20 protein-coding genes are annotated in these 22,106 nt (G+C 67.7%); 4 read left to right on the forward strand and 16 right to left on the reverse strand.

The genetic code is table 11. The annotated features are described in order from the left end of the window. The first annotated feature begins 273 nt into the window (after positions 1-273). Positions 274-714, forward strand: coding sequence for a hypothetical protein (locus tag DXK32_RS01860; protein ID WP_247876928.1), 441 nt, complete (start codon positions 274-276; stop codon positions 712-714). A 213-nt stretch (positions 715-927) separates the two neighbouring features. Further along, a complete protein-coding gene (locus DXK32_RS01865) occupies positions 928-1,320 on the forward strand; it encodes a hypothetical protein (protein WP_114856948.1) in 393 nt (130 codons plus the stop codon). A gap of 25 nt (positions 1,321-1,345) precedes the next feature. Here the strand turns inward: DXK32_RS01865 and bfr are convergent, their stop codons facing one another. The 11 genes from bfr to DXK32_RS01920 all read right to left on the reverse strand — a co-directional run bounded on the left by bfr (position 1,346) and on the right by DXK32_RS01920 (position 17,116). Then, entirely contained in the window at positions 1,346-1,831 is a 486-nt protein-coding gene (bfr, locus tag DXK32_RS01870) for a bacterioferritin (protein ID WP_014240606.1), read from the reverse strand. Positions 1,832-1,954: 123 nt separating this feature from the next. Then, on the reverse strand, positions 1,955-4,144 hold the full coding sequence (gene malQ / locus DXK32_RS01875; RefSeq protein WP_114856949.1) for a 4-alpha-glucanotransferase: 2,190 nt from the start codon (positions 4,142-4,144) through the stop codon (positions 1,955-1,957). A gap of 222 nt (positions 4,145-4,366) precedes the next feature. Then, positions 4,367-5,419, reverse strand: a complete 1,053-nt coding sequence (locus tag DXK32_RS01880) for a response regulator (protein ID WP_114856950.1) — start codon at positions 5,417-5,419, stop codon at positions 4,367-4,369. Between the two features lie 87 nt (positions 5,420-5,506). Further along, positions 5,507-7,657, reverse strand: a complete 2,151-nt coding sequence (gene glgX / locus DXK32_RS01885; RefSeq protein WP_114856951.1) for a glycogen debranching protein GlgX — start codon at positions 7,655-7,657, stop codon at positions 5,507-5,509. Positions 7,658-7,685: 28 nt separating this feature from the next. Beyond that, a complete protein-coding gene (locus tag DXK32_RS01890) occupies positions 7,686-7,964 on the reverse strand; it encodes a HepT-like ribonuclease domain-containing protein (protein ID WP_014240602.1) in 279 nt (92 codons plus the stop codon). A gap of 67 nt (positions 7,965-8,031) precedes the next feature. Beyond that, positions 8,032-8,349 carry a nucleotidyltransferase family protein gene (locus DXK32_RS01895; protein ID WP_114856952.1) on the reverse strand — a complete coding sequence of 106 codons (318 nt, stop codon included), beginning with the start codon at positions 8,347-8,349 and terminating at the stop codon, positions 8,032-8,034. A 114-nt stretch (positions 8,350-8,463) separates the two neighbouring features. Beyond that, a complete protein-coding gene (gene glgB / locus DXK32_RS01900) occupies positions 8,464-10,728 on the reverse strand; it encodes a 1,4-alpha-glucan branching protein GlgB (RefSeq protein ID WP_114856953.1) in 2,265 nt (754 codons plus the stop codon). Between the two features lie 107 nt (positions 10,729-10,835). Further along, positions 10,836-14,159 (reverse strand): maltose alpha-D-glucosyltransferase, encoded by a 3,324-nt coding sequence (gene treS / locus DXK32_RS01905; RefSeq protein ID WP_114856954.1) that lies wholly within the window; start codon positions 14,157-14,159, stop codon positions 10,836-10,838. Positions 14,160-14,338: 179 nt separating this feature from the next. Continuing rightward, positions 14,339-15,631: a hypothetical protein gene (locus tag DXK32_RS01910; RefSeq protein WP_162801031.1), complete on the reverse strand. Its 1,293-nt coding sequence runs from the start codon at positions 15,629-15,631 to the stop codon at positions 14,339-14,341. A 378-nt stretch (positions 15,632-16,009) separates the two neighbouring features. After that, the gene (locus DXK32_RS01915; protein WP_114856956.1) at positions 16,010-16,444 is read right to left on the reverse strand and encodes a bacteriohemerythrin; all 435 of its coding nucleotides are present in this window, start codon (positions 16,442-16,444) and stop codon (positions 16,010-16,012) included. Positions 16,445-16,597: 153 nt separating this feature from the next. Next, positions 16,598-17,116, reverse strand: coding sequence for a GNAT family N-acetyltransferase (locus tag DXK32_RS01920; RefSeq protein ID WP_114856957.1), 519 nt, complete (start codon positions 17,114-17,116; stop codon positions 16,598-16,600). A gap of 99 nt (positions 17,117-17,215) precedes the next feature. Between DXK32_RS01920 and cysQ the strand changes: the two genes are divergently transcribed. Both cysQ and DXK32_RS01930 read left to right on the forward strand, forming a co-directional pair. Beyond that, the gene (cysQ, locus tag DXK32_RS01925; protein WP_114856958.1) at positions 17,216-17,989 is read left to right on the forward strand and encodes a 3'(2'),5'-bisphosphate nucleotidase CysQ; all 774 of its coding nucleotides are present in this window, start codon (positions 17,216-17,218) and stop codon (positions 17,987-17,989) included. Continuing rightward, positions 17,983-18,780, forward strand: a complete 798-nt coding sequence (locus DXK32_RS01930; protein ID WP_114856959.1) for a ferritin-like domain-containing protein — start codon at positions 17,983-17,985, stop codon at positions 18,778-18,780. The genes cysQ and DXK32_RS01930 overlap by 7 nt, the downstream gene beginning before the upstream one ends. A gap of 15 nt (positions 18,781-18,795) precedes the next feature. Here the strand turns inward: DXK32_RS01930 and DXK32_RS01935 are convergent, their stop codons facing one another. The 5 genes from DXK32_RS01935 to DXK32_RS01955 all read right to left on the reverse strand — a co-directional run bounded on the left by DXK32_RS01935 (position 18,796) and on the right by DXK32_RS01955 (position 22,076). Beyond that, positions 18,796-19,092, reverse strand: a complete 297-nt coding sequence (locus tag DXK32_RS01935; protein WP_162801032.1) for a type II toxin-antitoxin system RelE/ParE family toxin — start codon at positions 19,090-19,092, stop codon at positions 18,796-18,798. Then, positions 19,089-19,295 (reverse strand): addiction module protein, encoded by a 207-nt coding sequence (locus DXK32_RS01940; protein WP_114856961.1) that lies wholly within the window; start codon positions 19,293-19,295, stop codon positions 19,089-19,091. The genes DXK32_RS01935 and DXK32_RS01940 overlap by 4 nt, the downstream gene beginning before the upstream one ends. Positions 19,296-19,382: 87 nt before the next feature. Next, positions 19,383-19,772 (reverse strand): DUF6285 domain-containing protein, encoded by a 390-nt coding sequence (locus DXK32_RS01945; protein ID WP_114856962.1) that lies wholly within the window; start codon positions 19,770-19,772, stop codon positions 19,383-19,385. Next, positions 19,772-20,875 (reverse strand): phosphotransferase family protein, encoded by a 1,104-nt coding sequence (locus DXK32_RS01950; RefSeq protein ID WP_114856963.1) that lies wholly within the window; start codon positions 20,873-20,875, stop codon positions 19,772-19,774. Before DXK32_RS01950 ends, DXK32_RS01945 begins: the two co-directional genes overlap by 1 nt. Positions 20,876-20,879: 4 nt before the next feature. After that, positions 20,880-22,076 carry an acyl-CoA dehydrogenase family protein gene (locus DXK32_RS01955; RefSeq protein WP_114856964.1) on the reverse strand — a complete coding sequence of 399 codons (1,197 nt, stop codon included), beginning with the start codon at positions 22,074-22,076 and terminating at the stop codon, positions 20,880-20,882. Positions 22,077-22,106 lie beyond the last annotated feature (30 nt).

The raw sequence follows: 22,106 nt of genomic DNA on the forward strand, positions 1-22,106 counted from the left end.
CGCGGAATCCTTATCTTCCCTGGCGGCTCTGACCAGCAGGCCAAGCCGGAATGATTTAGTACGAATTTCGAACCAATTTCCCTTCGTATCATTCGAAAGCTTCTCGCAACTCCAAATAATTATGAGAATGAGTGCGAACAAACACACGCCCTCGTTATCGCGATTTTAAAGATTCAAAGACTTATTTGGATGCTGTTAATCGGTCATTAAGGCCGTTTTGACAGATTTGGTCTTACGCTCTCCTTACACATTTTTTCGGGTCAGGCGATGGTGATGGTCTACCACCCTTACGCGCTCCAGCATCGGCAGGAACGGCGGTCCGGGCGCAGGCTTGCGCTGGCGTTGATCGTCGCCCTCGGCCTGCCCCTGACGGTGGGCGCCGGCTACACCCTGGAGACGGTGCGCGGCTATGCGGTGCAGGCCCGCCTGGCGCAGGCGGTGGACGCGGCGGCGCTGGCCGGCGGACGGGTGATGTTCGACGACCAGCGGGACGGCCACATCCGCAGCTTCTTCGACAACGCCTTTTCCAAGAGCTTCCTGGGCGCCCACACCGCGGTGCTGAAGATCGAGGACGACACGCGCAGCGGCGTGCTGACGGTGCATGGGCAGGCGACGGTGAAGGCGCTGTTCACGCGCGTCCTGGGCGGCAGCGATCTGGTCGTGGAAGCGCAATCGGTCGTCCGCCGCAACGTCCGTGGCCGCAAGGGGTCTTAAGCCCTTCGCATCGCACCCCACGGCGCCGTCGGATGGACAGCCACCACGGCGCCGTGCCCCTGCCCGAATTTTTTAAGGCATCGGGAAGCTTTGCGCTGATACCATACGGGATCAGGTTCACCCACAAGCCGCCCCGCCCCCGTGTCCAGCATCCTGTCCCTCTCATCGGCGTCGAACGCTCAATCCCTGACCGGGATGAGTCGGCTTCGGCAGATGCTGGCCAGCGAAGCCATCGCGGTGCAGCCCATCCGGCGCGTGCCGGGGGAACCGGAACGCCGGCGGTCCGACGACGTCTCGGCCGCCGACGATGCGCTGAAAAGCGGAAACCGGACGGAGCTGGGCGGGGCGGACGGAAACCGCGCCGGCCGCGCCGGTTCCTCCTCGACATTCGCTTTGGGCGATGCGGAGGCCGGCGACCGGCCGGTCACCGGCGCATCGCCGCGCCTGAGCGCAAGGCCCAACGCCGGTTTCCTCGCGCAGAGCATCCATCAGGACGCCATGGGCAGCGGCCTGCACATCGAACCCTGGTCCGCCGCCATCTCCGCCTACCGCAAGGCCGACGCCGCGGCCTATGCGACCGGTGCGTCGGCTGGGGTGTCCGTCTAGGCGGCGGACCGTTTCCCATCGCTTGTTAGGACGAGGAATCCTCGCCGTAGATCTGTTCCTGCTGGTAGGCGGTCAGGCCCACGCGCTGGATCAGGTCGAGCTGGGTTTCCAGCCAGTCGATGTGCTCCTCGGTGTCCTCCAGGATCTCCCGGAAGATTTCGCGGCTCTGATAGTCGCGCACCGCGTCGCAGTCGGCGATGGCCTCCAGCAGGTTGCCACGGTTGTGGCTCTCGATGCCCAGGTCGGCGGTGAACATCTCCGGCAGGTCCTCGCCGATCTTCAGCTTGTGCAGGTCCTGAAGGTTGGGAAGCCCTTCCAGGAACAGGATGCGCTCGATCAGCTTGTCGGCGTGCTTCATCTCGCCGATGGATTCCTCGTAGACCTTCCCCGCCAGCCGATGCAGACCCCAGTTCTTCAACATGCGGGCGTGCAGGAAATACTGGTTGATGGCCGTCAGCTCGTTCGTCAGAATCGTGTTGAGGTGCCGGATAACCTTCGGATCACCTTTCATCTACCCCTCCGTCTTGATCGGCCGCGCGGCGTGGCGCGCGGCTCTCTGTTCTTTTGCCCGACGACTGAGGCGAAGTGTAAGCCAATAGCGCGGGATAGCAATCGGCTTCCGGTCCGGCCGGCCTCAGGATCGCTCGCTGCGCACCGCCTCGGCCAGACGGCGCAGCCCCTCGTCCCCGGCCATCGCCTCCACCGGCAGGCCCAGGCGGCGGCGCCAGTTCGGGTGCTGGTCCACGGTGCCCGGCAGGTTCGGCTGCTCCACCTCGCCCAGCGCGTCCTCGATCTGCACCATGGCGATGCGGCCCGGCGAGCGGGCGAGGTAGCGGTGCACCGCCTCCATCAGCTCGCGCGAGAAGGGTTGCGACCCCTCGTTGTTCGGGTAGTTGGCCGGGCGCAGCCCTTCCCGCTCCAGCGCCTGGAGCATCCACCAGCGGTCCACGCCGCGGTCCCAGACGTCCTTGTTGCGCGCCGCCTCGTCGGGATAAAGGTCGAGCCGGGCGCGCCAATCGAGGTCGCGGTTGGTCCAGAAGCCCTTGAAGGTGGCGAGGTCATGGGTGGTCACCGTGACCATGGCCCCGGCAGGATACTCGTCCGGCGCCTTGAAGCCGCCATCCGCGCTGCGCTCGAAATACAACACGCGGTAGCTGAGGATGCCGGCCCGCTCCAACGCCGGTCGGAAGCCCTCCGGCACGGTGCCGAGATCCTCGCCGATGACGATGCAGCGGTTGCGCCGGCTTTCCAGCGCGATGATCCGCAACAGGTCCTCGAACGGGTACTCAACATAGGCGCCGTCGCTGCCGTCCGCCGGAATCCAGAACAGGTGCTGGAGCGCCATCACATGATCGATGCGCAGCGCCCCGGCGTGGCGCATGTTGGCGCGCAGCATGGCGATGAAGCTGCCATAGGCCGATTCGCGCAGACCCACCGGCGACAGCGGGGCGAGGCCCCAGTTCTGCCCCTTCATGTTGAACTGGTCCGGCGGCGCGCCGACGTTGGCGCCCTGCACCAGAATGTCGGACTCGCCCCAGGCCGCCGCCCCGCCGGGATGCGCCGCCACGGCGAGGTCGCGATAGAAGCCGATGGGCAGCCCGGCCCGCCGCCCGCGCTCCGCCGCCGTGCCCAGCTGGCGGTCGGCCTCCCATTGCAGATACTCGAAGAAGCCCACCCGCTCGGCCTGTTCGGCGGCGAAGGCCTGGACCTCCGGGCTGTCCGGATGCTGGAAGGCCGGCGGCCACGTCCGCCACATCCACTGGGACGGGTCGCGGCGGTAGAAATGCTCGTGCAGCGCCTCGAACACGGCGTGGCGGCACAGCGGCTCGCCCATTTCGCGCCGAAACGTCTCGAACGCTTCGCGCCGCGCATCGTTTTCGCCCAGCGCCCGGAAGGTCGCGTGCAGCGCCTCCAGGACTGGCATCTTGAGGGCGGAGACGGCGGGATAGTCCACCAGTTCCGTCTCCCGCGCGGCGGCCAGCCGCTGCCGGAACTCCTCCGACGCGATGAGGGCCTGCGCCTGCGGTGTGTCCGCCAGCTCCGGCACCCGCTCCACATCAATGTAGAGGATGTTGAGAAAGGTCCGGCTGCTCGGCGAATAGGGGCCGATGTGGTTGGGGTCGGCGGGGAACAGCGCGTGCAGCGGGTTCAGCCCGACCAGCCCGGCGCCGAGCCCCGCCGCCGTCTCGGCGAAGCGCCCGAGGTCGTCGAAGTCGCCGATGCCCCAGTCGTCGCCGCTCTTCAGCGCGTAGAGCTGAAGGCCGATGCCCCAGGTCCGCCCGCCAGGGACCACATCCTCCACCGTCAGACAGCGCTGCGGCGCGACGATCAGCACCGTGCCGCCCTCCAGCGTGCCGCCCACGCCGCGGGGACGGATCACCACCGTCAGCCGGTGATAGCCGAGCGGCAGGGTCGGCGGCAGGCGGGTGGAGACCGTGCGCCGCTCGTAGGCCACGCCGTCGAGCACCCGCTGCTCGGCCAGCGGCAGGTTGCCAACGCGCAGCGCCGCGCGGTGGGCGAGCCCGCCCTCCTCGGTCAGCGTCCAGGTCAGCTCGGCGTCCTCCAGCCCGGCCGGAACGGCCAAGGCAAGGCTGAGCGGTGCGCCCTCGTCGATCACCAGGACGGGGGGCAGCATGCGCCGCCACGCCCGCTCCTCCACCGCGTGCAGGCTCGCCGCCAGCTCCTCACCGGTGCCGGCCGGATAGCCCATGGCGGCGGACAAGGCCCGCTTCGTCGCCTCGGAGGTCTCGCGCCGGTTGCCCCAGATGTCATGGTAGAAGGGCTCGATGCCAAGCCGTTCGGCAAGCCGGTCGAGATCGCTCATTCAGGGGTCCCCGCGTTTGTCGGTCGTGGCGTCTTGGTGGCGTCATTCTGGCCGCAACGGCCTGCGCGCGAGCATTGCGCGTCGGACCAGTTCCGTCCAGCCCCGAACATTCGAATTTTCATATTGACCGCAACGCTTTCGCGCGCAGCGACGGGGCAAGGGTGACAACGCGCCGCAACCCTGGATGATCCGGCCTTCTTCAGCGGCTCACCATTTGCGGGATCACGACCCGACCGCCTCTTTCGCGGCATCGCCATTCGCCGCAGGCACCACCGTCGCGGCGCGCGCCGCCTCCGCCTTGGCCGCCTCCGCCTTGGCTTGGGCCATTTGCTCCAGGCGGGTGCGGTAGCCGGTCACGGCGGCGGCGACCTCGGCCATCATCGCATCGAGCGGGCGGACCGTGTCCACCGCCTGCATGAGATCGCGGGCGAGCGAGCGGGCACTTTCCAACTCCTCCGCCGCGACGGCGCCCGATTCGGCGTGGAGGCGCAACCGCTCGGCCATCATCTTCAGGGACTTGGCGACGGACTCCGCCGGCCCCGGCTCGCCCAGATCGTCGAGGCGGCGCAGCAGGTCATCGAGGAAGGCGGGGACGCGGGCCACATGCTCCACCGCCATCCGCTCGGGCGGGCGGGCGGCCAGGCCGGTGGCGGCGAACTCGATCAGGAAGGCGACCTGCACGCTGATGCGCAGCAGTTTCTGTTCGTTGACGAAGTGGTTGGCCTCGGCCATGAGCTGGCGGGCGTTGATGTGGGCCCAGCGGTTGGTGGCCTTCAGCCGCAGCGTGTTCGGCGCGTCGAGCAGCGGCACCTGGGCGCCCTCGCGCGGTGACTTGCGCCGGTCGGGGCCGGTGTAGTCGGCGGTGACCACGAACTTCTTGCGCGATTCGATCAGGGCGGCCAGCCGATCCTGCACCTTTTTGGGCGAGACGGGCTTCACCAGCAGGTCGTCCGCCCCGGCGTTGGTGACACGCATGACCAGCAGCGGCGTCGGCTGCCACGTCGTGGCGACGATGCAGGCGTAGGGATTGCGGGTGTCCGGCTCGTTGCGCAGGCGACGGATGAGGCGCAGCGCCTCCGGCTCCTCGCCGTCGATGTCGAGCAGGATCAGGTCCGGCGTGGCCGCGGTCACCGCCTCCGCCGCGTCCTGGGCGGAGCCGTGCACCGCCGTCTTCTTCATCCCCAGCCGCGCCAGCACCTCGCGCATGACGCGCTGGCTGTTGGACTGCGTGTCGATGATGGTCGCATCAACCAGGGAGAAGTCGTAGTCGGGCATGCGTCGCTTCCGCGAAAACCGGAGGTGGAGGACCCACCCCCGGTCCCGACGTTAGCACAGGCGGAAAACACCGCCTATTGACCCGCATCAACGACCGGGCGATTCAACCTGCACGAACACCAGCGCCGTCCGTCCGTCCACCGGCATCGTCCGCCCGGCGAGCTGCATCCGCCCGTCGCCGGCGCCGTCCGACACGCGGGTGTCGAGCACGCAGCGCCAGCCGCGCGCGTCGGGAACCTCGGGCAGGGTGACGTTGACCGTGTCGGTGTGGGCGTTCAGCACGATCAGCAGCACCCCGTCGTCCTGCGACGCCCCGTCCACCCCGGTGTAGCTCCCGGCATGGCCGTTCAACAGCAGCATGATGCAGCGCGCATGGCCGTTGCGCCAATCCTCCGCCGACTTCTCCACGCCCTGCGGCGTGTACCAGACGATGTCCTTCAGCCCATTCGCGGAGGTGCGGCGGCCGTGCAGGAACACCGGGCGTCGCAGCACCGGGTGCGCCTTGCGCAGGGCAATCAGCCGCTTGACGAAGGCGAGCATCGGCCCGCCCTCGCCCTTCATCCGCGCCCAGTCCAGCCAGGAGGTCTCGTTGTCCTGGCAATAGGCGTTGTTGTTGCCCTTCTGGCTGTGGCCGATCTCGTCGCCGGCCAGCATCATCGGCGTGCCCTGCGACAGGAACAGGGTGGCCAGCAGATTGCGCTTCTGCTTGGCGCGGGCCTCGCGGATCGCCGGGTCGTCGGTCTCGCCCTCCACCCCGTGGTTCCAGGAATGGTTGGCGGAATGGCCGTCGCGGTTGTCCTCGCCGTTGGCCCAATTGTGCTTGTCGTTGTAGGAGACGAGGTCGTGCAGGGTGAAGCCGTCGTGCGCCGTGACGAAGTTCACCGACGACCAGGGCCGCCGCCCGCGCTTCTCGAACAGGTCCGACGAGCCGGCGATGCGTCCGGCCAGTTCCGGCAGCATGCCGTCGTCGCCGCGCCAGTAGCGGCGCACGGTGTCGCGGTAGCGGTCGTTCCACTCCGCCCAACCCGGCGGGAAATTGCCGACCTGATAGCCGCCGGGACCGACGTCCCACGGCTCGGCGATCAGCTTGACGTCGGCCAGCGCCGGGTCCTGCCGCACGGCGTCGAGGAAGCCCGAACCGGGGTCGAACCCGTAGGGCTCCCGCGCCAGCACGGTGGCGAGGTCGAAGCGGAAGCCGTCGACATGCATCTCCGTCACCCAGTAGCGCAAGCTGTCCATGACCATCTGAAGCACGCGCGGGTGGCTGAGATTCAGGGTGTTCCCGGTGCCCGTGTCGTTGATGTAGAAGCGCGGGTTGTCGGGCAGCAGCCGGTAGTAGCTGAGATTGTCGATGCCCTTGAAGGACAGGGTGGGGCCGAGATGGTTGCCCTCCCCCGTGTGGTTGTAGACCACGTCGAGGATGACCTCGATCCCCGCCTCGTGCAGGCGGGCGACCATGGTCTTGAACTCCGACAGCACGCCGGTGGTCATGTAGCGCGGCTCGGGCGCGAAGAAGCCGACGCTGTTGTAGCCCCAGTAGTTGCGCAGTCCCTGCCCGACCAGATGCCGGTCGTCGGCAAAGGACTGCACCGGCAGGAACTCCACCGAGGTGATTCCCAGCGCCTTGAGGTAGTCAATCACCGCGTGGGTGGACATGCCGGCGAAGGTGCCGCGCAGCGGGGCCGGCACCTCCGGATGGCGCATGGTGAAGCCGCCGACATGCGTCTCGTAGATGACCGTGTCCGACCAGGGCACAGCCGGGTGCCGGTCGTGGCCCCAGGTGAAGGCGCGGTCGACCACCCGGCACTTCGGCATGCCGCGGGCGTTGTCGCGCCGGTCGAAGGACAGGTCCTCGCGCGTCGAGCCGACGCGGTAGCCGTAATGGGCGTCCGACCAGCGGAACGGCCCGAACAGCGCCTTGGCGTAGGGGTCGAGCAGCAGCTTGTTCGGGTTGAAGCGGTGCCCCGCCAGCGGCTCGTAGGGGCCGTGGACGCGGTAGCCGTAGAGCAGGCCGGGCCGGGCGTCGGGCAGGTAGCCGTGCCAGACCTCGTCGGTGTGCTCCGGCAGCACGACCCGCTCGACCTCGCGCTGGCCAGTCTGGTCGAACAGGCACAGCTCGACTTTCTCGGCGTGCGCGGAGAACAGGGCGAAGTTGACCCCGAACCCGTCCCAATTCGCTCCGAGGGGATAGGGCTTGCCGGGCCAGACGGCGGTGCGCGTGGCGGTGGAGATGGCCATCAGACGACGATCCCGTCTTGTTGGACCGTCATGGCCGGTTCCCTTCGATCCGCATCAACTCCGCGACGACCACAGCCCTCAGCGGCGAAAGTTCGTGTTGAATGGTGTGCCACGTAAGAGCGTCGTCCACGTTGTCGTAATCGTGCCGGTAGATGTTACCGGCACCGGCTATGGCCCGCCAATCGATTTCGGGATGGCGCTGTCTGACGTCATCGGGGATGCGCCGAGAGGCTTCCGAAATGATTTCGAGAGCGCGCAGCACGGCATAGCTGGTCTTCTGATCGGCCAGAAAATCCTCAAATCCCATTCAGGAAACGAATCGGGCAATCGCATCGATGTTCTGAACGATGTCCTCCAGCCGCCGTTGCGGCGACCTAGAAGGCATGCACGGCCTCCCCCGCCACACTGTCCCGAAGTGCGGGTTTCAAATTCCTCCGCACCACCACATCCGTCGGCCGGTCGAACAGGTCACCGATGTCCAACGTCACCCGCGTATACTCGAACAGCCCCATGGGACGGCCGGGGTCCAGATCGATCACGATGTCGATGTCACTCTCGGGCCCGGCCTCTCCGCGCGCCACCGACCCGAAGACGGCGGCGTGCAGAACACCGCGCCGACGCAGGTCGGCGCTGTTGTCGCGCAGGATGCTAACCACCTCTTCGACGGACGGCGGCCGGTTCCTCATCGTCATGATCGTCCCTCCTGGACGCTCACCCGTCCAGGTCCTGTGTGGGATAGGCGATTCAATAAAGAGGAGGCACGCACCGCCCGTCAAGGGTGGCCAATGGGGAAAGCGACGCGCCCCCTACCCCGCCTTGCGTTCCAGCACCAGCGTGCCCAGAGGCGGCAGGGTCAGGCTGATGGAGTGTGGACGGCCATGCCATTCCGTCTCCTCGCTCGCCACGCCGCCGGCGTTGCCGACGCCGCTGCCGCCGTACTCCGGGGCGTCGGTGTTCAGCACCTCCTCGTAGCGGCCCGGCAGGGTGACGCCGACGCGGTAGCCGTCGCGCGGCAGCGGGGTGAAGTTGCAGACCACGACCACATGGTGCTCCGGGTCCTCCCCGCTCTTGCGCAGGAAGGCGAGGATCGAGTTGTCGCTGTCGTTGGCCTCGATCCATTCGAAGCCCGCCGGGTCGCAATCCGTCTGGTGCAGGGGCTTCAAGCCGCGGTACATGCCGTTGAGGTCGCGCACCAGCGCGTGCAGCCCATGGTGCAGCGGCTCCTCCAGCAGGTGCCAGTCCAGGCTGCGCGCCTCGCTCCACTCGCGCCACTGGCCGAACTCGCCGCCCATGAACAGCAGCTTCTTGCCGGGATGGGCGAACATGAAGCCGTAATAGGCGCGCAGATTGGCGAACTTCTGCCAGTCGTCGCCAGGCATCTTGTTGATCAGCGAGCCCTTGCCGTGCACCACCTCGTCGTGGCTGAGCGGCAGGACGAAGTTTTCCGAGAACTGGTAGATCAGGCCGAAGGTGAGCTGGTGGTGGTGGTAACGGCGGTGGATGGGGTCCTTCGCCATATACTCCAGCGTGTCGTGCATCCAGCCCATGTTCCACTTGTAGCCGAAGCCCAAGCCCCCGAGATAGACGGGCCGCGACACCGCCGGCCAGGCCGTGGATTCCTCGGCCACCGTCATGATCCCCTGGTTCTGGCCATAGGCCAGCTCGTTCATCCGCTTGAGGAAGGCGATGGATTCCAGGTTCTCGCGCCCGCCGAAGCGGTTGGGGACCCACTCGCCGGCCTTGCGGCTGTAGTCGAGGTAGAGCATGGAGGCCACGGCGTCGACCCGCAGCCCGTCCAGCCGGTAATGCTCCAGCCAGAACAGCGCGTTGCCGAGCAGGAAGTTCTGCACCTCCGTGCGGCCGAAATTGTAGATCAGCGTGTTCCAGTCCTGGTGATAGCCCTGGCGCGGGTCGGCGTGCTCGTAGAGGTGCGTGCCGTCGAACCAGCCCAGCCCGTGCGGGTCGGTCGGGAAATGGCCGGGCACCCAGTCGAGCAGCAGCCCGATCCCCGCCGCGTGGCAGGCGTCCACGAAATACTTGAAGTCCTCCGGCGTGCCGTGGCGGCTGGTCGGCGCGTACATGCCGATGGGCTGGTAGCCCCAGGATCCGTCGAAGGGATGCTCGGTGATCGGCAGCAATTCGATGTGGGTGAAGCCGAGATCCTTCACATAGGGCACCAGCCGCTCGGCCAGTTCGCGGTAGGTGAGGAAGCGGTCCCCCTCCTCCGGCACCCGCGCCCAGGAGCCGAGATGGACCTCGTAGATGGAGATCGGCGCGGTCAGGTCGGCGCTGGCCGAGCGGGTCCGCTGCCACTCGGCGTCCTGCCAGTCGTAGGACGGCAGGCCGTGAACGACGGAGGCGGTCTGCGGGCGAAACTCCGCCTGGAAGGCGTAAGGGTCCGACTTCAGCGGCAGCAAGTCACCACCGGCCCCCTTGATCTCGAACTTGTAGCGCTGGCCGACGGTGGCGTGGGGCACGAAAATCTCCCACACGCCGGCTTCCATGCGCTTGCGCATCGGCAGGCGCCGTCCGTCCCAGTCGCAGAAGTCGCCGACGACGCTGACCCGCCGGGCGTTGGGCGCCCAGACGGCGAAGGCCACGCCGGCCACCCCGTCGATCTCCCGCGGGTGGGCGCCCAGCCGCTCGAAGCTCTTGAGGTGCGTGCCCTCGGCCAGCAGGTGGATGTCCAGCTCGCCCAGGACGGACCAGAAGCGGTAGGCGTCCTCGAACTCCACCGTCGCCAGCGGGAACTGAACGCGCAGGCGGTAGCGGAAGCGCTCCTTGCGGTCGGGCAGGACGGCGACGAAGAAGCCCTCGTCATGGACCTTGTCGGCCTCGCCCACCGGGTCGCCGGACGCGCTGTCGACCACCCAGAGTTTTTCCGCACCGGGGATGAAGGCGCGGACCTCGACGGGCTGGTCCTTGCCGGTCTGGTGCATGCCCAGGATCGCGAAGGGATCGCCGTGGTCGGCGCGGACGATGGCCTCGACGCCGCCGCTCAACGGCGACACGGCCTTCGGCGACGCCCCCTGCGCCTTGGCACGGCTTCCCGTTCGGATGTCGTTCGGCATCGGCTGACTTTCCCCTTACCCTTGCTCGTTCTTGGGGTGTGAACATAGCGCCGGGGCGTTTGTCACACCACGCCCGCGGCGTCCTATGTCCCGCATCGGGTTTCGCCTCAGGATTCACCGTCCAGAAGCCCCAGCACGCCCTTCACCGGAATGCCGATCCAGTTCGGCCGGTTGGCGGCCTCGTAGGCGATCTCGTACAGCGCCTTCTCCATCAGGAACAGCGCCAGCAGGCGGCGGTCCGCGGCGGTTCCGTCCGGCACGTCCGGGCAGGCCCCCATGGCGGCGCGGTAGGCCTCCAGGAAGCTCTGCATGCTGCGCCGTTCCCAATCGAGCGCCGCCTCCATGACCGCACCGGCCTCCTCCAGCACCCCGGTCTCGTCGATCCGGAACAGCGCCGCCCAGGTGGCGTAGTTGAAGGAGCGCAGCATTCCCGCCACGTCGCGCAGCGGGCTGTGCTTGGCCCGACGCTCTTCCAGGGACTTCGCGGGCTCACCCTCGAAGTCGATGATGTACCAGTCGTTCTGGGCGCGCAGCACCTGCCCCAGGTGATAGTCGCCGTGGATGCGCGTCTTGTCGCCCTGCGGAGGGGTGTCCGCCAGTTCGGCCAGCCGGTTCATCACGTCGGCGCGGCGGGCCAGCAGCGATTCCGCCTGCTCGCGCACGGCGGGGGCCAAACGGTCCAGCGCGCCGGGCAGGGCGGCGAAGGCGGCCTCGGCCTGACGGCAGGCGGCCTCGCCCCAGCCCTTCAGGTCGTCAGCCGTGACCGGTTCGGGATCGAAGGCCGGATCGCCGGTCCGCTTCGCCAGCGCGCAATGGAGTTCCGCCGTGCGCTGGCCGAGCGTCGCCATCATGGCGGCGTGCATGCCGAAGGGCTCGCCCTCGGTCGGCTCCTCCGGGTCGTGGGCGAGGCCGAGACGGATGTCGTCCAGATCGCGCACCAGCGAATCGACGGTGCTGCTCCAGCCGTCGCCCTGGTTGCGGACGAAGCCCTGGAGAACGAACAGCGCGGTCGGCGTGCCATCCTCCGCCACATGCTCGACGGAGCCGAGCAGCCGCGGCGTGTTCTGGAAGCCTGCCACCTCGGTCAGGAAGCGTCCGACCTCGATCTCCGGATGGGCGCCGGGGGTCAGGCGGCGGAAGGCCTTCAGCACGGCCTGGCTGCCGACCAGGATGGAGCTGTTGCTCTGCTCGACGCCGAGGCGGCGGATCTCGGTGTCGTCGTCCACCACGAGGTCGGCCATGCAGGCCGTGGGCGAGAAGCGCAGGTGCCCATGCGACGCCGGGATCTCCCGCCCCTCGCGAAGGGCGGTCAGCAGGCTGCGGGTGAAGGCGTCGGCCTGCATGGCGTCGTAGATGGCGCCGGTGCGCGGACCGCGCCGGGCCTTGGCCAGCGTGAAGGGCAGCAGCGGCCAGCCGGTGTTGCCGGCGTTCTCCTCCCAGCTCATGGCGAGCGGCAGGAAGTAGGACTGCGTGCCGCCGCCGGACAGCTCGACGTCGGTGTGGAGCAGCATGAAGCCGTCGCCCGGCCCGTCCAGCCGAGCGGAGACCGGAACATGCGCGCGCTCGATCCGGCGATCCTTGGCGGCGAACCAGCGCTGCTGCGGCAGGTAGGCCTGCAGGATGTCGCGCGCCAGTTCGGCCTCGGCGCGCCCGCTGATCAGGCTTTTCCAGCCGTCGCGCACCACCACGGTCAGCAGGTCGGGCACCGGCTCCGGCATCGTCTCGTGCCAGGAGGGCAGAGCCGCCTCGGCGGCGAGCGCGAACCAGTAGAAGCCGTAGGCGGGGATGGTCAGCAGATAGGGCAGATCGCCGACCGGCGGGAAGACCGTGCGGCCCAGCATCTCCACCGGCACGCGGCCGCGGAACTGCTTCAGGTCCAGCTCCACGGCCTGGGCGGAGCGGGACAGGTTGGCCACGCAGAGGATGACCTCGTCGCCCTCCTCCGTCGAATGGCAGCGCAGATAGGCCAGGACCTTGCGGTTGCCCGGATAGAGGAGCTGGAAGCTGCCGCGCCCGAACGCCTTGTGCTGCTGGCGCACCGCAATCAGCCGCTTCATCCAGTTCAGCAGAGACGACGGGCTGCGCTGCGCCGCCTCGACGTTGATGGCCTGGAAGCCATAGATCGGGTCCTGGATCGCCGGCAGATACAGCCGCGCCGGGTCGGCACGGGAGAAGCCGCCGTTGCGGTCGGGTGACCACTGCATCGGCGTGCGCACGCCGTCGCGGTCGCCGAGATAGATGTTGTCGCCCATGCCGATCTCGTCGCCGTAATAGAGCACCGGCGTGCCCGGCATGGACAGCAGCAGGCTCTTCAGCAGCTCGATCTTGCGGCGGTCGTTCTGCAGCAGCGGGGCGAGACGGCGCCGGATGCCCAGGTTGATCCGCATGCGCCGGTCGGCGGCGTAGAAGTCCCAGAGATAGTCCCGCTCGCGGTCGGTGACCATCTCCAGCGTCAGCTCGTCATGGTTGCGCAGGAAGATGGCCCACTGGCACTCGTCCGGGATGTCCGGGGTCTGGCGCATGATGTCGGCGATGGGGTGCCGGTCCTCCATGGCGACGGCCATGTAGATGCGCGGCATCAGCGGGAAGTGGAAGGCCATGTGGCATTCGTCCCCGCCCTTCTCCAGGTCGCCGAAATAGGGCAGCACGTCCTCCGGCCACTGGTTCGCTTCGGCCAGCAGCATGCGGTCGCCGTAGCCCTTGTCGATCTCCGTGCGGATCGCCTTCAGGACGTCGTGGGTTTCCGGCAGGTTCTCGTTGTTGGTGCCCTCGCGCTCCTTCAGGTAGGGCACGGCGTCGAGCCGCAGCCCGTCCACCCCCATGTCCAGCCAGAAGCGCATGACGTTCAGCACTTCCTGAAGGACCTTCGGGTTGTCGAAGTTCAGGTCGGGCTGGTGCGAGTAGAACCGGTGCCAGAAATAGGCCTGCGCCTCGGAATCCCAGGTCCAGTTGGACTTTTCCGTGTCGCAGAAGATGATGCGGGTGCCCTGGTACTTCTGGTCGGTGTCGGACCAGACATAGAAATTGCGATGGTTCGATCCCGGCTTGGCCTGACGGGCGCGCTGGAACCACGGGTGCTGGTCGGAGGTGTGGTTGATGACCAGCTCGGTAATGACGCGCAGGCCGCGGTCGTGGCACTCGCGCAGGAACCGCTTGAAGTCCTGAAGATTGCCGTAGGACGGGTTGACCGCCTTGTAGTCGGCGATGTCGTAGCCGTCGTCGCGCAGCGGCGAGGGGTAGAAGGGCAGCAGCCACAGCGTGGTGACGCCAAGCTCCTGGATGTAGTCGAGCTTCTGGGTCAGGCCGGCGATGTCGCCGATGCCGTCGTTGTCGGCGTCGTAGAACGCCTTGACATGAAGCTGATAGATGACCGCGTCCTTGTACCAGAGCGTGTCGTTCCGATCGATCCGGCCATTGTCCGAGTTCTTCATCCGCCGCCGTCGCTCCGCTGGTCTGGTGGAGCGGGGCCGCCGGACGGGCGGGGAATCCCGCGCCCATCCGGCAGCCGCGCCACATCATAAACCAGCTAGACTTGGGTCCGTTCCACGGCAAAGACAACGTTGGACGTGAAACCTGCGATGGCAGACCCGCGTCGCGAGCACTGCCGGCGTCAGGCGTCGGCCAGCGCCGCGACGGAAAGCGGCTGGGTTTCCGTGCTGCTCCGGACGTCCACCGAGACGCCGCCGTTGACGTAGCCGGTCACCGTCTGGCGCAGCGCGTAGACCGTCTTGCCGAGTTCGGCGCTCATCGCCGCGTCGTAGGTCGAACCGGGCACCGGCTGGGTGTAGTAGAAGACCGCCGGCGTGCTGTAGGAGGTCGGCGGGATTTCGGCCATCAGGATCGTCATGGTCGAGCTGTAGCGGCAGTCGGCCGGGATTTCGACCGTCTGGCTGACCGACAGATCGTAGTAGTTGGTGACCGAGGTCTCCTTCGTGCCGGAGTAGGTGTAGGACATGGAGAAGGTGCAGCCGACCTCGACCTCGCCGGTCAGACCGATTCCGTAGGTGAAGCGCACCTCCTGAACATAGCCGATGGTGTAGGAATCGGTGACCGACAGCGTCAGCGACTGCGATTTCCCGCTGGTGACCGACACCGTGTCGGTGATCGTCGCCGTGCCCTGGTTGGTTCCGGAGATGGAACTGGAGATCGTGTTCGACGGGCTGGTGGGCACCGGCGAGGTGATGGTGAAGGGATCGACCTCCGAATGGACCGGGGGCAGCAGATCCCACCGCCACGAGGCCTCCTTGTCGACGAAGGAATAGCTGCGCAGGTCCGGTATGCCGTCCATGCTCAGCCAGCCGGCGACGGACATGGTTTCCCCGTCACCCTGGCCGCCGTCGTACAGCGCCACCTGCTGGGCGGTCAGCCCGCCGAAATAGATCGAGGCCGCCCGGTCGCAGATGAACCAGCCGGCCAGCGACAGCACCGTCTCCATCGGCCATTCGCACAGGAAGAAGGTGTTGCGGTTGTCGGCGTAGTTCAGCCCGTCGAACAGCTGGAAGACACCGGTGTTCAGATCCACGGTACGCCAGATGTAGGCGGACAGGCAGTCGTTGGCGCCGAGTTTCTCGACGTCGACCGTCTGGGTCTGGCCGTTGCCGATCAGATCGACACAACGCCCGCAGCCATTGAAGCTGTAGGGCTCTTTGGCGGGCGGGGTGGTCTTGTGCTCCAGAAGGGTCAGGACGACCCCCTCCGGCAGGTTGAAGGCGATCCAGGTGGTCCGGTCGTTGAGGTTGGTCCCGGCAAAGGAACTCTGGACGCCTTCGATGGCGTCCGAGGTGGTGATGGTCAGGCTGTCGCTGCTCCAGTTCTGATCGGCGTACAGCTTCACCGTTCCCGAAGGAAGGTTGGACGGATAGGCCACGGACGTGGTCGGCGGCAACAGATAAGGTGCAGTCATGGCGTTTCCTCGCGGTTGGCAAAACGCCCAAACCTCCGTATGGACTTGGCGCGAACGCCAGCCACGTCGGTGCAATTCATGATTTCACGAATTGCATCCATTTATATTTAATTGGGAATGGTCGGGGCACTCGCCAAACAATACTGACGATAATTTTCTAAAATAAAGCTATTTTATTTGAATGCATCTGCATGCAATGGCTTATCTTTGAGCATCCATGCAAACGTGTTTTTCTCAGTCCGCATCGGCAGTCGGCCGTTCGGGATGGAGCGGGCGCACGTTTGGCGTCCATCTTCGGCGTCCATCGAGTGAAAAGCGGCCGGCTCCGGGAACGACCGTCGCCCGGCGGGGAACAGGGGCGGCGGTCAGGGGCGGCGGTCAGGCGGAGGACCGCTTCCGCTTGGCGCCCTGGGTCAGGCTGCGGTAGACGCCCTGATCCTCTTCGATGAAATGGGCGATCAGGCGGTGTTCGACCCAGTTGGTCAATTCGTTGGGGGTGCAGAAGACGACGCCGTACGGACCCTCGAACCGCAGGGCCAGCAGTTCCTCGGTGATCTCCCGGTGCAGCCGCTTATGCTTTTCGACGGCGCCGCTCCGGGCGTCGGTCCAGAACTGTTCCTCATCGGAGAAGTGCTCCCCCGTGTACTTGACCAGGGCGGCGAAGGCGTTCTGGATGATCTTGTAGCCCTGCCCCGCCGCCACCGCCATGTGCAGCAGCCCGGCCAGTTCCAGAAGCGTCCGGTGCTGTTCGTCGATGGACTCGTTGCCGACCGTGTATTCGGACTTCCACGGGAAGCGGGCGGATGGCTGCATGGGGGGCCTGCCGATAACGGCTGCGCTGAAGCTGCGGGAACGCCGCAAGATAGCATTCCGAACCGCCCGCCAGGGTCGGACAACTTGCCGCAAATCGAAACCCCGCCCAACGGATTATATTCAATTTGCGGTAAAATTTATCATTTTCCCGGATCAGCCTGCCACCGGTTTGGTCATGTAGGCCATGCCGCCACCGTAGGAGGCAAGTTTGGCCGCCAGACCAGCCCCTCCGTCGTATGGCAGAAACCCCTGCGCGCCCCAGAAGGCCCGCGCGCCGGGGGTGGAGGTCAGGGCCAGCCAGCGGAAGCCCCGCCGCGCCGCCAGGGCGTCCATGCGCTCCAGGGCGGCGACTCCCAGCCCCAGGCCCCGCGCCGCCGGCAGCAGGGCGACGTCGTGCAGGTAAAGGCAGTCCGGGGATTCCGGCAGCGCGCCGAGCGGTGAATCGAGCGGCGGCGGGACGCCCAGCCGCCCCGGATGCATGACGATGTACCCGATGCAGGTCCTGTCCGACCCGGCCCCTTCGGTTTCCGCCATGGCGCAACCCTCCGGATAGAGGGCCAGACGCTCGGCGAAGACGGCGCGATCCTCCGGGTAATCGGGGTGCACGATCTCGGCGATGGCCATCACTCGATCCAGGTCCGTCGCTTCCATGGCGCGCCAGCCGGCTTTCATCCGCAATCTCCCATCCTCCCCGCCCTTTCCAGCCTTCCAGCCCACCATCCGGGCGCGCTATGGTGACCGTTCGCACACCAGCCGACCGGAGGACCACCCATGACCGACACCGCCGCGGCGAGCCTGCTGCCCAAGGTGCGGACCATCGCCCACGAAGCGGGTCAGGTGATCCTGCGCTTCTACAACGACGGCATCGACGCCGCCACAAAGGTCGACGGCAGTCCGGTCACCCAGGCCGATCTGGCCGCCGAGCATGTCATCACCCCGGCCCTGCACCACATCGCCCCCGGGATTCCCGTGGTGGCCGAGGAGGCCGTGGCCGCCGGGCACCGGCCGGACATTTCCGGCGGACGCTTCTGGCTGGTCGACCCGCTCGACGGCACCAAGGAGTTCATCAACCGCAACGGCGAGTTCACCGTCAACATCGCGCTGATCGAGGGCGGGCGTCCGGTCCTGGGCGTCGTCTACGCGCCGGCCACCGGCGACCTCTACGCCGCCTGCGGGCCGGGCACCGCCGTCCATTGGGTGGAGGGCCGCCACGACTACGCGATCCAGGTGCGCAAACCGCCGCCCGACGGCCTGACCGTGGTCGCCAGCCGTTCCCACGGCAGCGGCAGCGAGCTGGACGGCTTCCTCGCCGGCTACACGGTGAAGAACCGGGTGACCTGCGGCAGCTCCTTGAAATTCTGCACGGTGGCCTCCGGCAAGGCCGACCTCTACCCCCGCTTCGGCCCGACCAGCGAATGGGACACCGCCGCCGGCCACGCCATCCTCGCCGCCGCCGGCGGCCGGGTGGAGCAGCCCGACGGCTCGCCCTTCCTCTACGGCAAGGCCGACATCGTGAACCCCCATTTCGTTGCGTATGGATGGTGACGACTCTGTGTGACGCGGCCGTCGCGGTGCTGACCACCGCGGCGCCGCTGGAGAAGGTGCGTCTGACGCGGGACTACGCCGCGGCGTGGCGCGATGGCCTCATTACCGAGTTCGGCGCGCTTGTCCCGCCGGAGCGCCCTGCCCGTCCGGAGCGCCCGCCGCTGATGCTGCCCCGCGACATGCCCAAGCGCGGGCGCGGCGGCAGCGCGCAGAACCGCCTCGCCCTGCTCCACGCGCTGGCCCACATCGAGCTGAACGCCATCGACCTCGCTTGGGACATCGTGTGCCGCTTCGTCGGCGAGGGGATGCCCAAGGGCTTCACCGACGACTGGGTGCAGGTCGCCGACGACGAGGCCCGGCATTTCCAGATGCTGGAGGAGCGGCTGAACCAGCTCGGCTCCGGCTATGGCGAGTTGCCGGCCCATGACGGGCTGTGGCAGGCGGCGACCACCACCGCCCACGACCTCGCCGCCCGGCTGGCCGTGGTGCCGATGGTGCTGGAGGCGCGCGGGCTCGACGTCACCCCGGAGACCGTCCGCCGCCTGCGCGAGTTCGGCGACGCCGAGAGCGCCGCCCTGCTTCAGGTCATCCACGACGAGGAGATCACCCACGTCGCCGCCGGACGCCGCTGGTTCGGCCATCTCTGCGCCAAGCGCGGCGTCGACCCGGTGGAAACGTGGCAGGATCTGGTGAAGCGCTATTTCCGCGGCGGCCTGAAGAAGCCCTTCAACGTGACCAGCCGGCAGGCCGCCGACTTCGGCCCGGAATTCTACGAGCCGATCGCGGAGTGACACGCGATGGCGTCGTCAGGTCCGGCGGCGCCATCGTTCCGGATGGCGGCTGGTATGAAGGCAAGCGATGACATACACGCCGTCATCCTCGTCACGAAAGAACAGGGCATAGGGAAAACGCCCAAGCAACGCCCGCCGAATGGTGCCATGCACATGCGGAAATCGGTGGGGCGCCTCTCCGATCCGCCACGACAGCGCATCAATGGCATCGAAAAAGCGGTCGCCCAAACCTGCGGAGCGCGCATCGTACCATGCCTGCGCCTCGGCCAACTCCTCCGCCGCTTCAGGAAGAAAGTAAACGGGATGGCTCACGCTCTCCCCGGACGCAGGACGCCGCGGAGTTCGGTCCAGGATACGGCCTTCACCCGGCTCTCCTGAAAGGCAGCGTTCCGGCGGTCGAGTTCGGCCCGTACCCCCTCCGAGACCGGCACATCGCCTTCATCCAGCGATTCCCAAAGTTCGCCGATCAGGTCCAGGCGTTCCTGGGGAGACAAATGGCTGAAATCGATGGGCATGACGATGGGCTTTCATCCAGGGCATTCCGCCTGTGAAATGGTAATGGCAACGGACGGCGTCGAGAAGGAAAAACCCCAGCTCCGCCCCTACCCCCGCAGCAGCTTCGGGTTGGCGATGCCCAGCCGGGCCTGGACGATCTCCTCCAGACACTCCATCAGCACGTCCTGGCCGTCGTGGTCGAAGTCGCCCGCGGCGATCTCGATGCACAGCCGGTGCTGCAGGGCCTCCACTCGCTGGCGCAGGTCGGCGCCGGACAGGCTGTCGTCGGCGTCCTCGCCGTAGAGCAGGGCCAGCGCCGCCAGCATGGCGTGGCCGGCCGGGTCCGCGCCGGCCAGTTCGCGCTGCACGATGCCGAGCGCGTTGGCGATCATCAGCGCCGTGTAGCGCTGGGCCGGCGGGATGTGGGGAAGCAGGTCCGTGCGGAAGGTTTCCGCGACGATGCTCAGCAATTCCTGGGCGTCGGGGCTGGTGCGCATCAGGCGACCCTCTCTTCGTCGGCATCGCCGGACGGCTCGGCGTCGGCCGCCGCCGGGGATGATGCCGTCAGCCCCAGGCTGTGGATGTGGCGCAACAGGTCCAACTCGATCTCCGGCAGCATCCGCCCGGTCAGCGCCAGCTCCAGCGACGGCTCCTCCCCCGACGTGTGGCGGCGCCCCTGAAGGACGGCGATGGCCGCCCAGCGCATGTAGGCGGCGGTTTCCCAATAGGCGACCGCCTGCGGATCGACCCGACGCCCCGACGTCTCCTCGTACCCGGCGTAAAGGTCCTCCCGCCCGGCCAGACCGCCCGCCTCGCGGTCGTGGCGACCGAACCGCCAGGAGCGGGCGCAGAACCAGCCAAGATCCTCCATGGGATCGCTGAATCCCGCGAATTCCCAATCCAGAATGGCGGTCAGGCCGCCGTCCTTCACCAGATAGTTCCCGGTGCGGTAGTCGCGGTGGCACAGCGCCAGCTCGCCCGGCGGCGGCGCGTGGATCTCCAGCCAGCGCAGGCCCCAGGCCAGAACGGCGTCACGCAGCGCCAGATCGCCCAGCCAGTCGCGGTAGGCGTGGACGCAGTCGAGCGCCGGCGACACGGCCGGCACCGGCAGGCTCTCCAGCCCCGGCGTGTCCGGCCCGGCCTTGTGGAGGCGGCCGAGCTGGCGGCCAAGCTCGCGGGCGAGGCCGCGCTGCGGCTGGTCGGCCTTCACCACCTTGTGCCCGGCGCCGACGCCCTCGGCGCGGCGCATGATGTAGAAGTCGGCGCCCAGAACCGCCGGGTCACCGCAGGCGGCGATGGGCTCCGGCGCGGCCACCCCGGCGCCGAAGGCGGCGCGCAGCACGGCGAACTCCTGCGCCTTGGAAATGCTGGCCTTCATGCCGGACGCCGCCGCGCCTGCGCCCGGCTGGGCGCGGAGCACGCAGGCGTGCCGCCCGGCCTGCGGCCCGCCGTCGATGTCCAGGGTCACCGCGAGGTTGAGCGAGATGGCTCCCCCGCCAAGCGTGCCTTCGTCGGCCACCGACACGCGCGTCGCGCCGGTCGCCCCGGCCAGCCACGATTCCAACCGCGGCCGGCTTTCCCCGTCGATCAGTGCGCCCATCCCATCACCCCCAGGCCCAGAAGCCGTCGCCCTCGTCCATGTAGAATCGCGCCAGGACCATCTTGTGGACCTCAGACGCCCCGTCCACCAGCCGGGCCTGCCGGGCGTAGCGGTACATCCACTCCAGCGCCGTGTCTTTCGAATAGCCCCTGGCCCCGCAGAGCTGGATGGCCGTGTCCACCGCCTTGTGCAGCGTGTCGGCGACGTGGACCTTGGCCATCGACACCTCCTTGCGGGCGAAGTCGCCGCGGTCGAGCTGCCACGCCGCCTTCATGACCAGCAGGCGACCGATCTCGATCTGCATGGCGACGTCGCCCATCATCCACTGCACGCCCTCGTGCCCGGCGAGCGTGGTGCCGAAGCTCTCGCGCTCGCGCACATAGGCGGCGGCGATCTCCATCGCCCGCTTCGACAGGCCGGTCCAGCGCATGCAATGGGTCAGCCGCGCCGGGCCGAGCCGGATCTGCGTCGCCTTGAGCCCGTCGCCGATCTTCATGAGGACGTTCTCGTCGGAGACCTCCAACCCGTCGAAGCGCAGCTCGCAATGGCCACCATGCTCCTCCGGCCCCATGATCGGGATGCGGCGGACGATCTCCCAACCCGGCTGGTTCTTGTCGAACAGGAAGGCGGTCAGCCCCTTGCGCTTGTCGTCGGAGGTGCGGGCGATCAGGATGAAATGCTGAGCCTCCCCCGCCCCGGTGATGAACCATTTGTGGCCGGAGATCACCCAGCGGTCGCCCTTGCGCTCCGCCCGCGTCTTCATCATCGAGGGATCGGAGCCGCCGCCGGGATGCGGCTCGGTCATCGCGAAGGCGGAGCGCACCGTGCCGTCGACGATGGGCTGGAGCCAGCGCTCCTTCTGCGCCTCGGTCGCCACCTTGTTGAGAAGCTGCATGTTGCCGTCGTCGGGGGCGGCGCAGTTGAAGCAGACCGGCCCGAAGATGGACCGGTTCATCTCTTCGTAGGCGGCGGCCATGCCGACGATTCCCAGCCCCTGCCCGCCGCGCGCCGTCGGCATCTGCGGCGCCCACAGCCCCGCGGCCTTCACCTCCCCGCGCAGGCGCTCCAGCAGGGCGGGCGCGATGTTCTCATGCTCGTCGTAGGAGGCCGGGTCCGCTTCCAGCGGCAGGATGCGCTCCTCCACGAAGGCGCGCACGCGGCGGCGGAACTCCTCGATCGGCGGGGGCAGGCTGAAATCCATCGGTTCGGGTCCTCTCCGTCGTTCTTTCTT

It is taken from the genome of Azospirillum brasilense (assembly GCF_003349955.1).
In the GTDB taxonomy this organism is placed as follows: domain Bacteria; phylum Pseudomonadota; class Alphaproteobacteria; order Azospirillales; family Azospirillaceae; genus Azospirillum; species Azospirillum brasilense_B.

Excerpts from the sequence above, each read along its gene's own strand:
- DXK32_RS01955 (WP_114856964.1), bottom strand. The coding sequence starts at position 22,076 with ATGGATTTCAGCCTGCCCCCGCCGATCGAGGAGTTCCGCCGCCGCGTG.
- DXK32_RS01915 (WP_114856956.1), bottom strand. The coding sequence starts at position 16,444 with ATGCAGCCATCCGCCCGCTTCCCGTGGAAGTCCGAATACACGGTCGGC.
- DXK32_RS01930 (WP_114856959.1), top strand. The coding sequence starts at position 17,983 with ATGGTGACGACTCTGTGTGACGCGGCCGTCGCGGTGCTGACCACCGCG.
- DXK32_RS01940 (WP_114856961.1), bottom strand. The coding sequence starts at position 19,295 with ATGCCCATCGATTTCAGCCATTTGTCTCCCCAGGAACGCCTGGACCTG.
- glgX (WP_114856951.1), bottom strand. The coding sequence starts at position 7,657 with ATGGCCATCTCCACCGCCACGCGCACCGCCGTCTGGCCCGGCAAGCCC.
- treS (WP_114856954.1), bottom strand. The coding sequence starts at position 14,159 with ATGAAGAACTCGGACAATGGCCGGATCGATCGGAACGACACGCTCTGG.
- DXK32_RS01890 (WP_014240602.1), bottom strand. The coding sequence starts at position 7,964 with ATGGGATTTGAGGATTTTCTGGCCGATCAGAAGACCAGCTATGCCGTG.
- bfr (WP_014240606.1), bottom strand. The coding sequence starts at position 1,831 with ATGAAAGGTGATCCGAAGGTTATCCGGCACCTCAACACGATTCTGACG.
- DXK32_RS01945 (WP_114856962.1), bottom strand. The coding sequence starts at position 19,772 with ATGCGCACCAGCCCCGACGCCCAGGAATTGCTGAGCATCGTCGCGGAA.
- DXK32_RS01910 (WP_162801031.1), bottom strand. The coding sequence starts at position 15,631 with ATGACTGCACCTTATCTGTTGCCGCCGACCACGTCCGTGGCCTATCCG.
- DXK32_RS01865 (WP_114856948.1), top strand. The coding sequence starts at position 928 with ATGCTGGCCAGCGAAGCCATCGCGGTGCAGCCCATCCGGCGCGTGCCG.
- DXK32_RS01950 (WP_114856963.1), bottom strand. The coding sequence starts at position 20,875 with ATGGGCGCACTGATCGACGGGGAAAGCCGGCCGCGGTTGGAATCGTGG.
- DXK32_RS01920 (WP_114856957.1), bottom strand. The coding sequence starts at position 17,116 with ATGAAAGCCGGCTGGCGCGCCATGGAAGCGACGGACCTGGATCGAGTG.
- malQ (WP_114856949.1), bottom strand. The coding sequence starts at position 4,144 with ATGAGCGATCTCGACCGGCTTGCCGAACGGCTTGGCATCGAGCCCTTC.
- cysQ (WP_114856958.1), top strand. The coding sequence starts at position 17,216 with ATGACCGACACCGCCGCGGCGAGCCTGCTGCCCAAGGTGCGGACCATC.
- glgB (WP_114856953.1), bottom strand. The coding sequence starts at position 10,728 with ATGCCGAACGACATCCGAACGGGAAGCCGTGCCAAGGCGCAGGGGGCG.
- DXK32_RS01860 (WP_247876928.1), top strand. The coding sequence starts at position 274 with ATGGTCTACCACCCTTACGCGCTCCAGCATCGGCAGGAACGGCGGTCC.
- DXK32_RS01880 (WP_114856950.1), bottom strand. The coding sequence starts at position 5,419 with ATGCCCGACTACGACTTCTCCCTGGTTGATGCGACCATCATCGACACG.
- DXK32_RS01895 (WP_114856952.1), bottom strand. The coding sequence starts at position 8,349 with ATGACGATGAGGAACCGGCCGCCGTCCGTCGAAGAGGTGGTTAGCATC.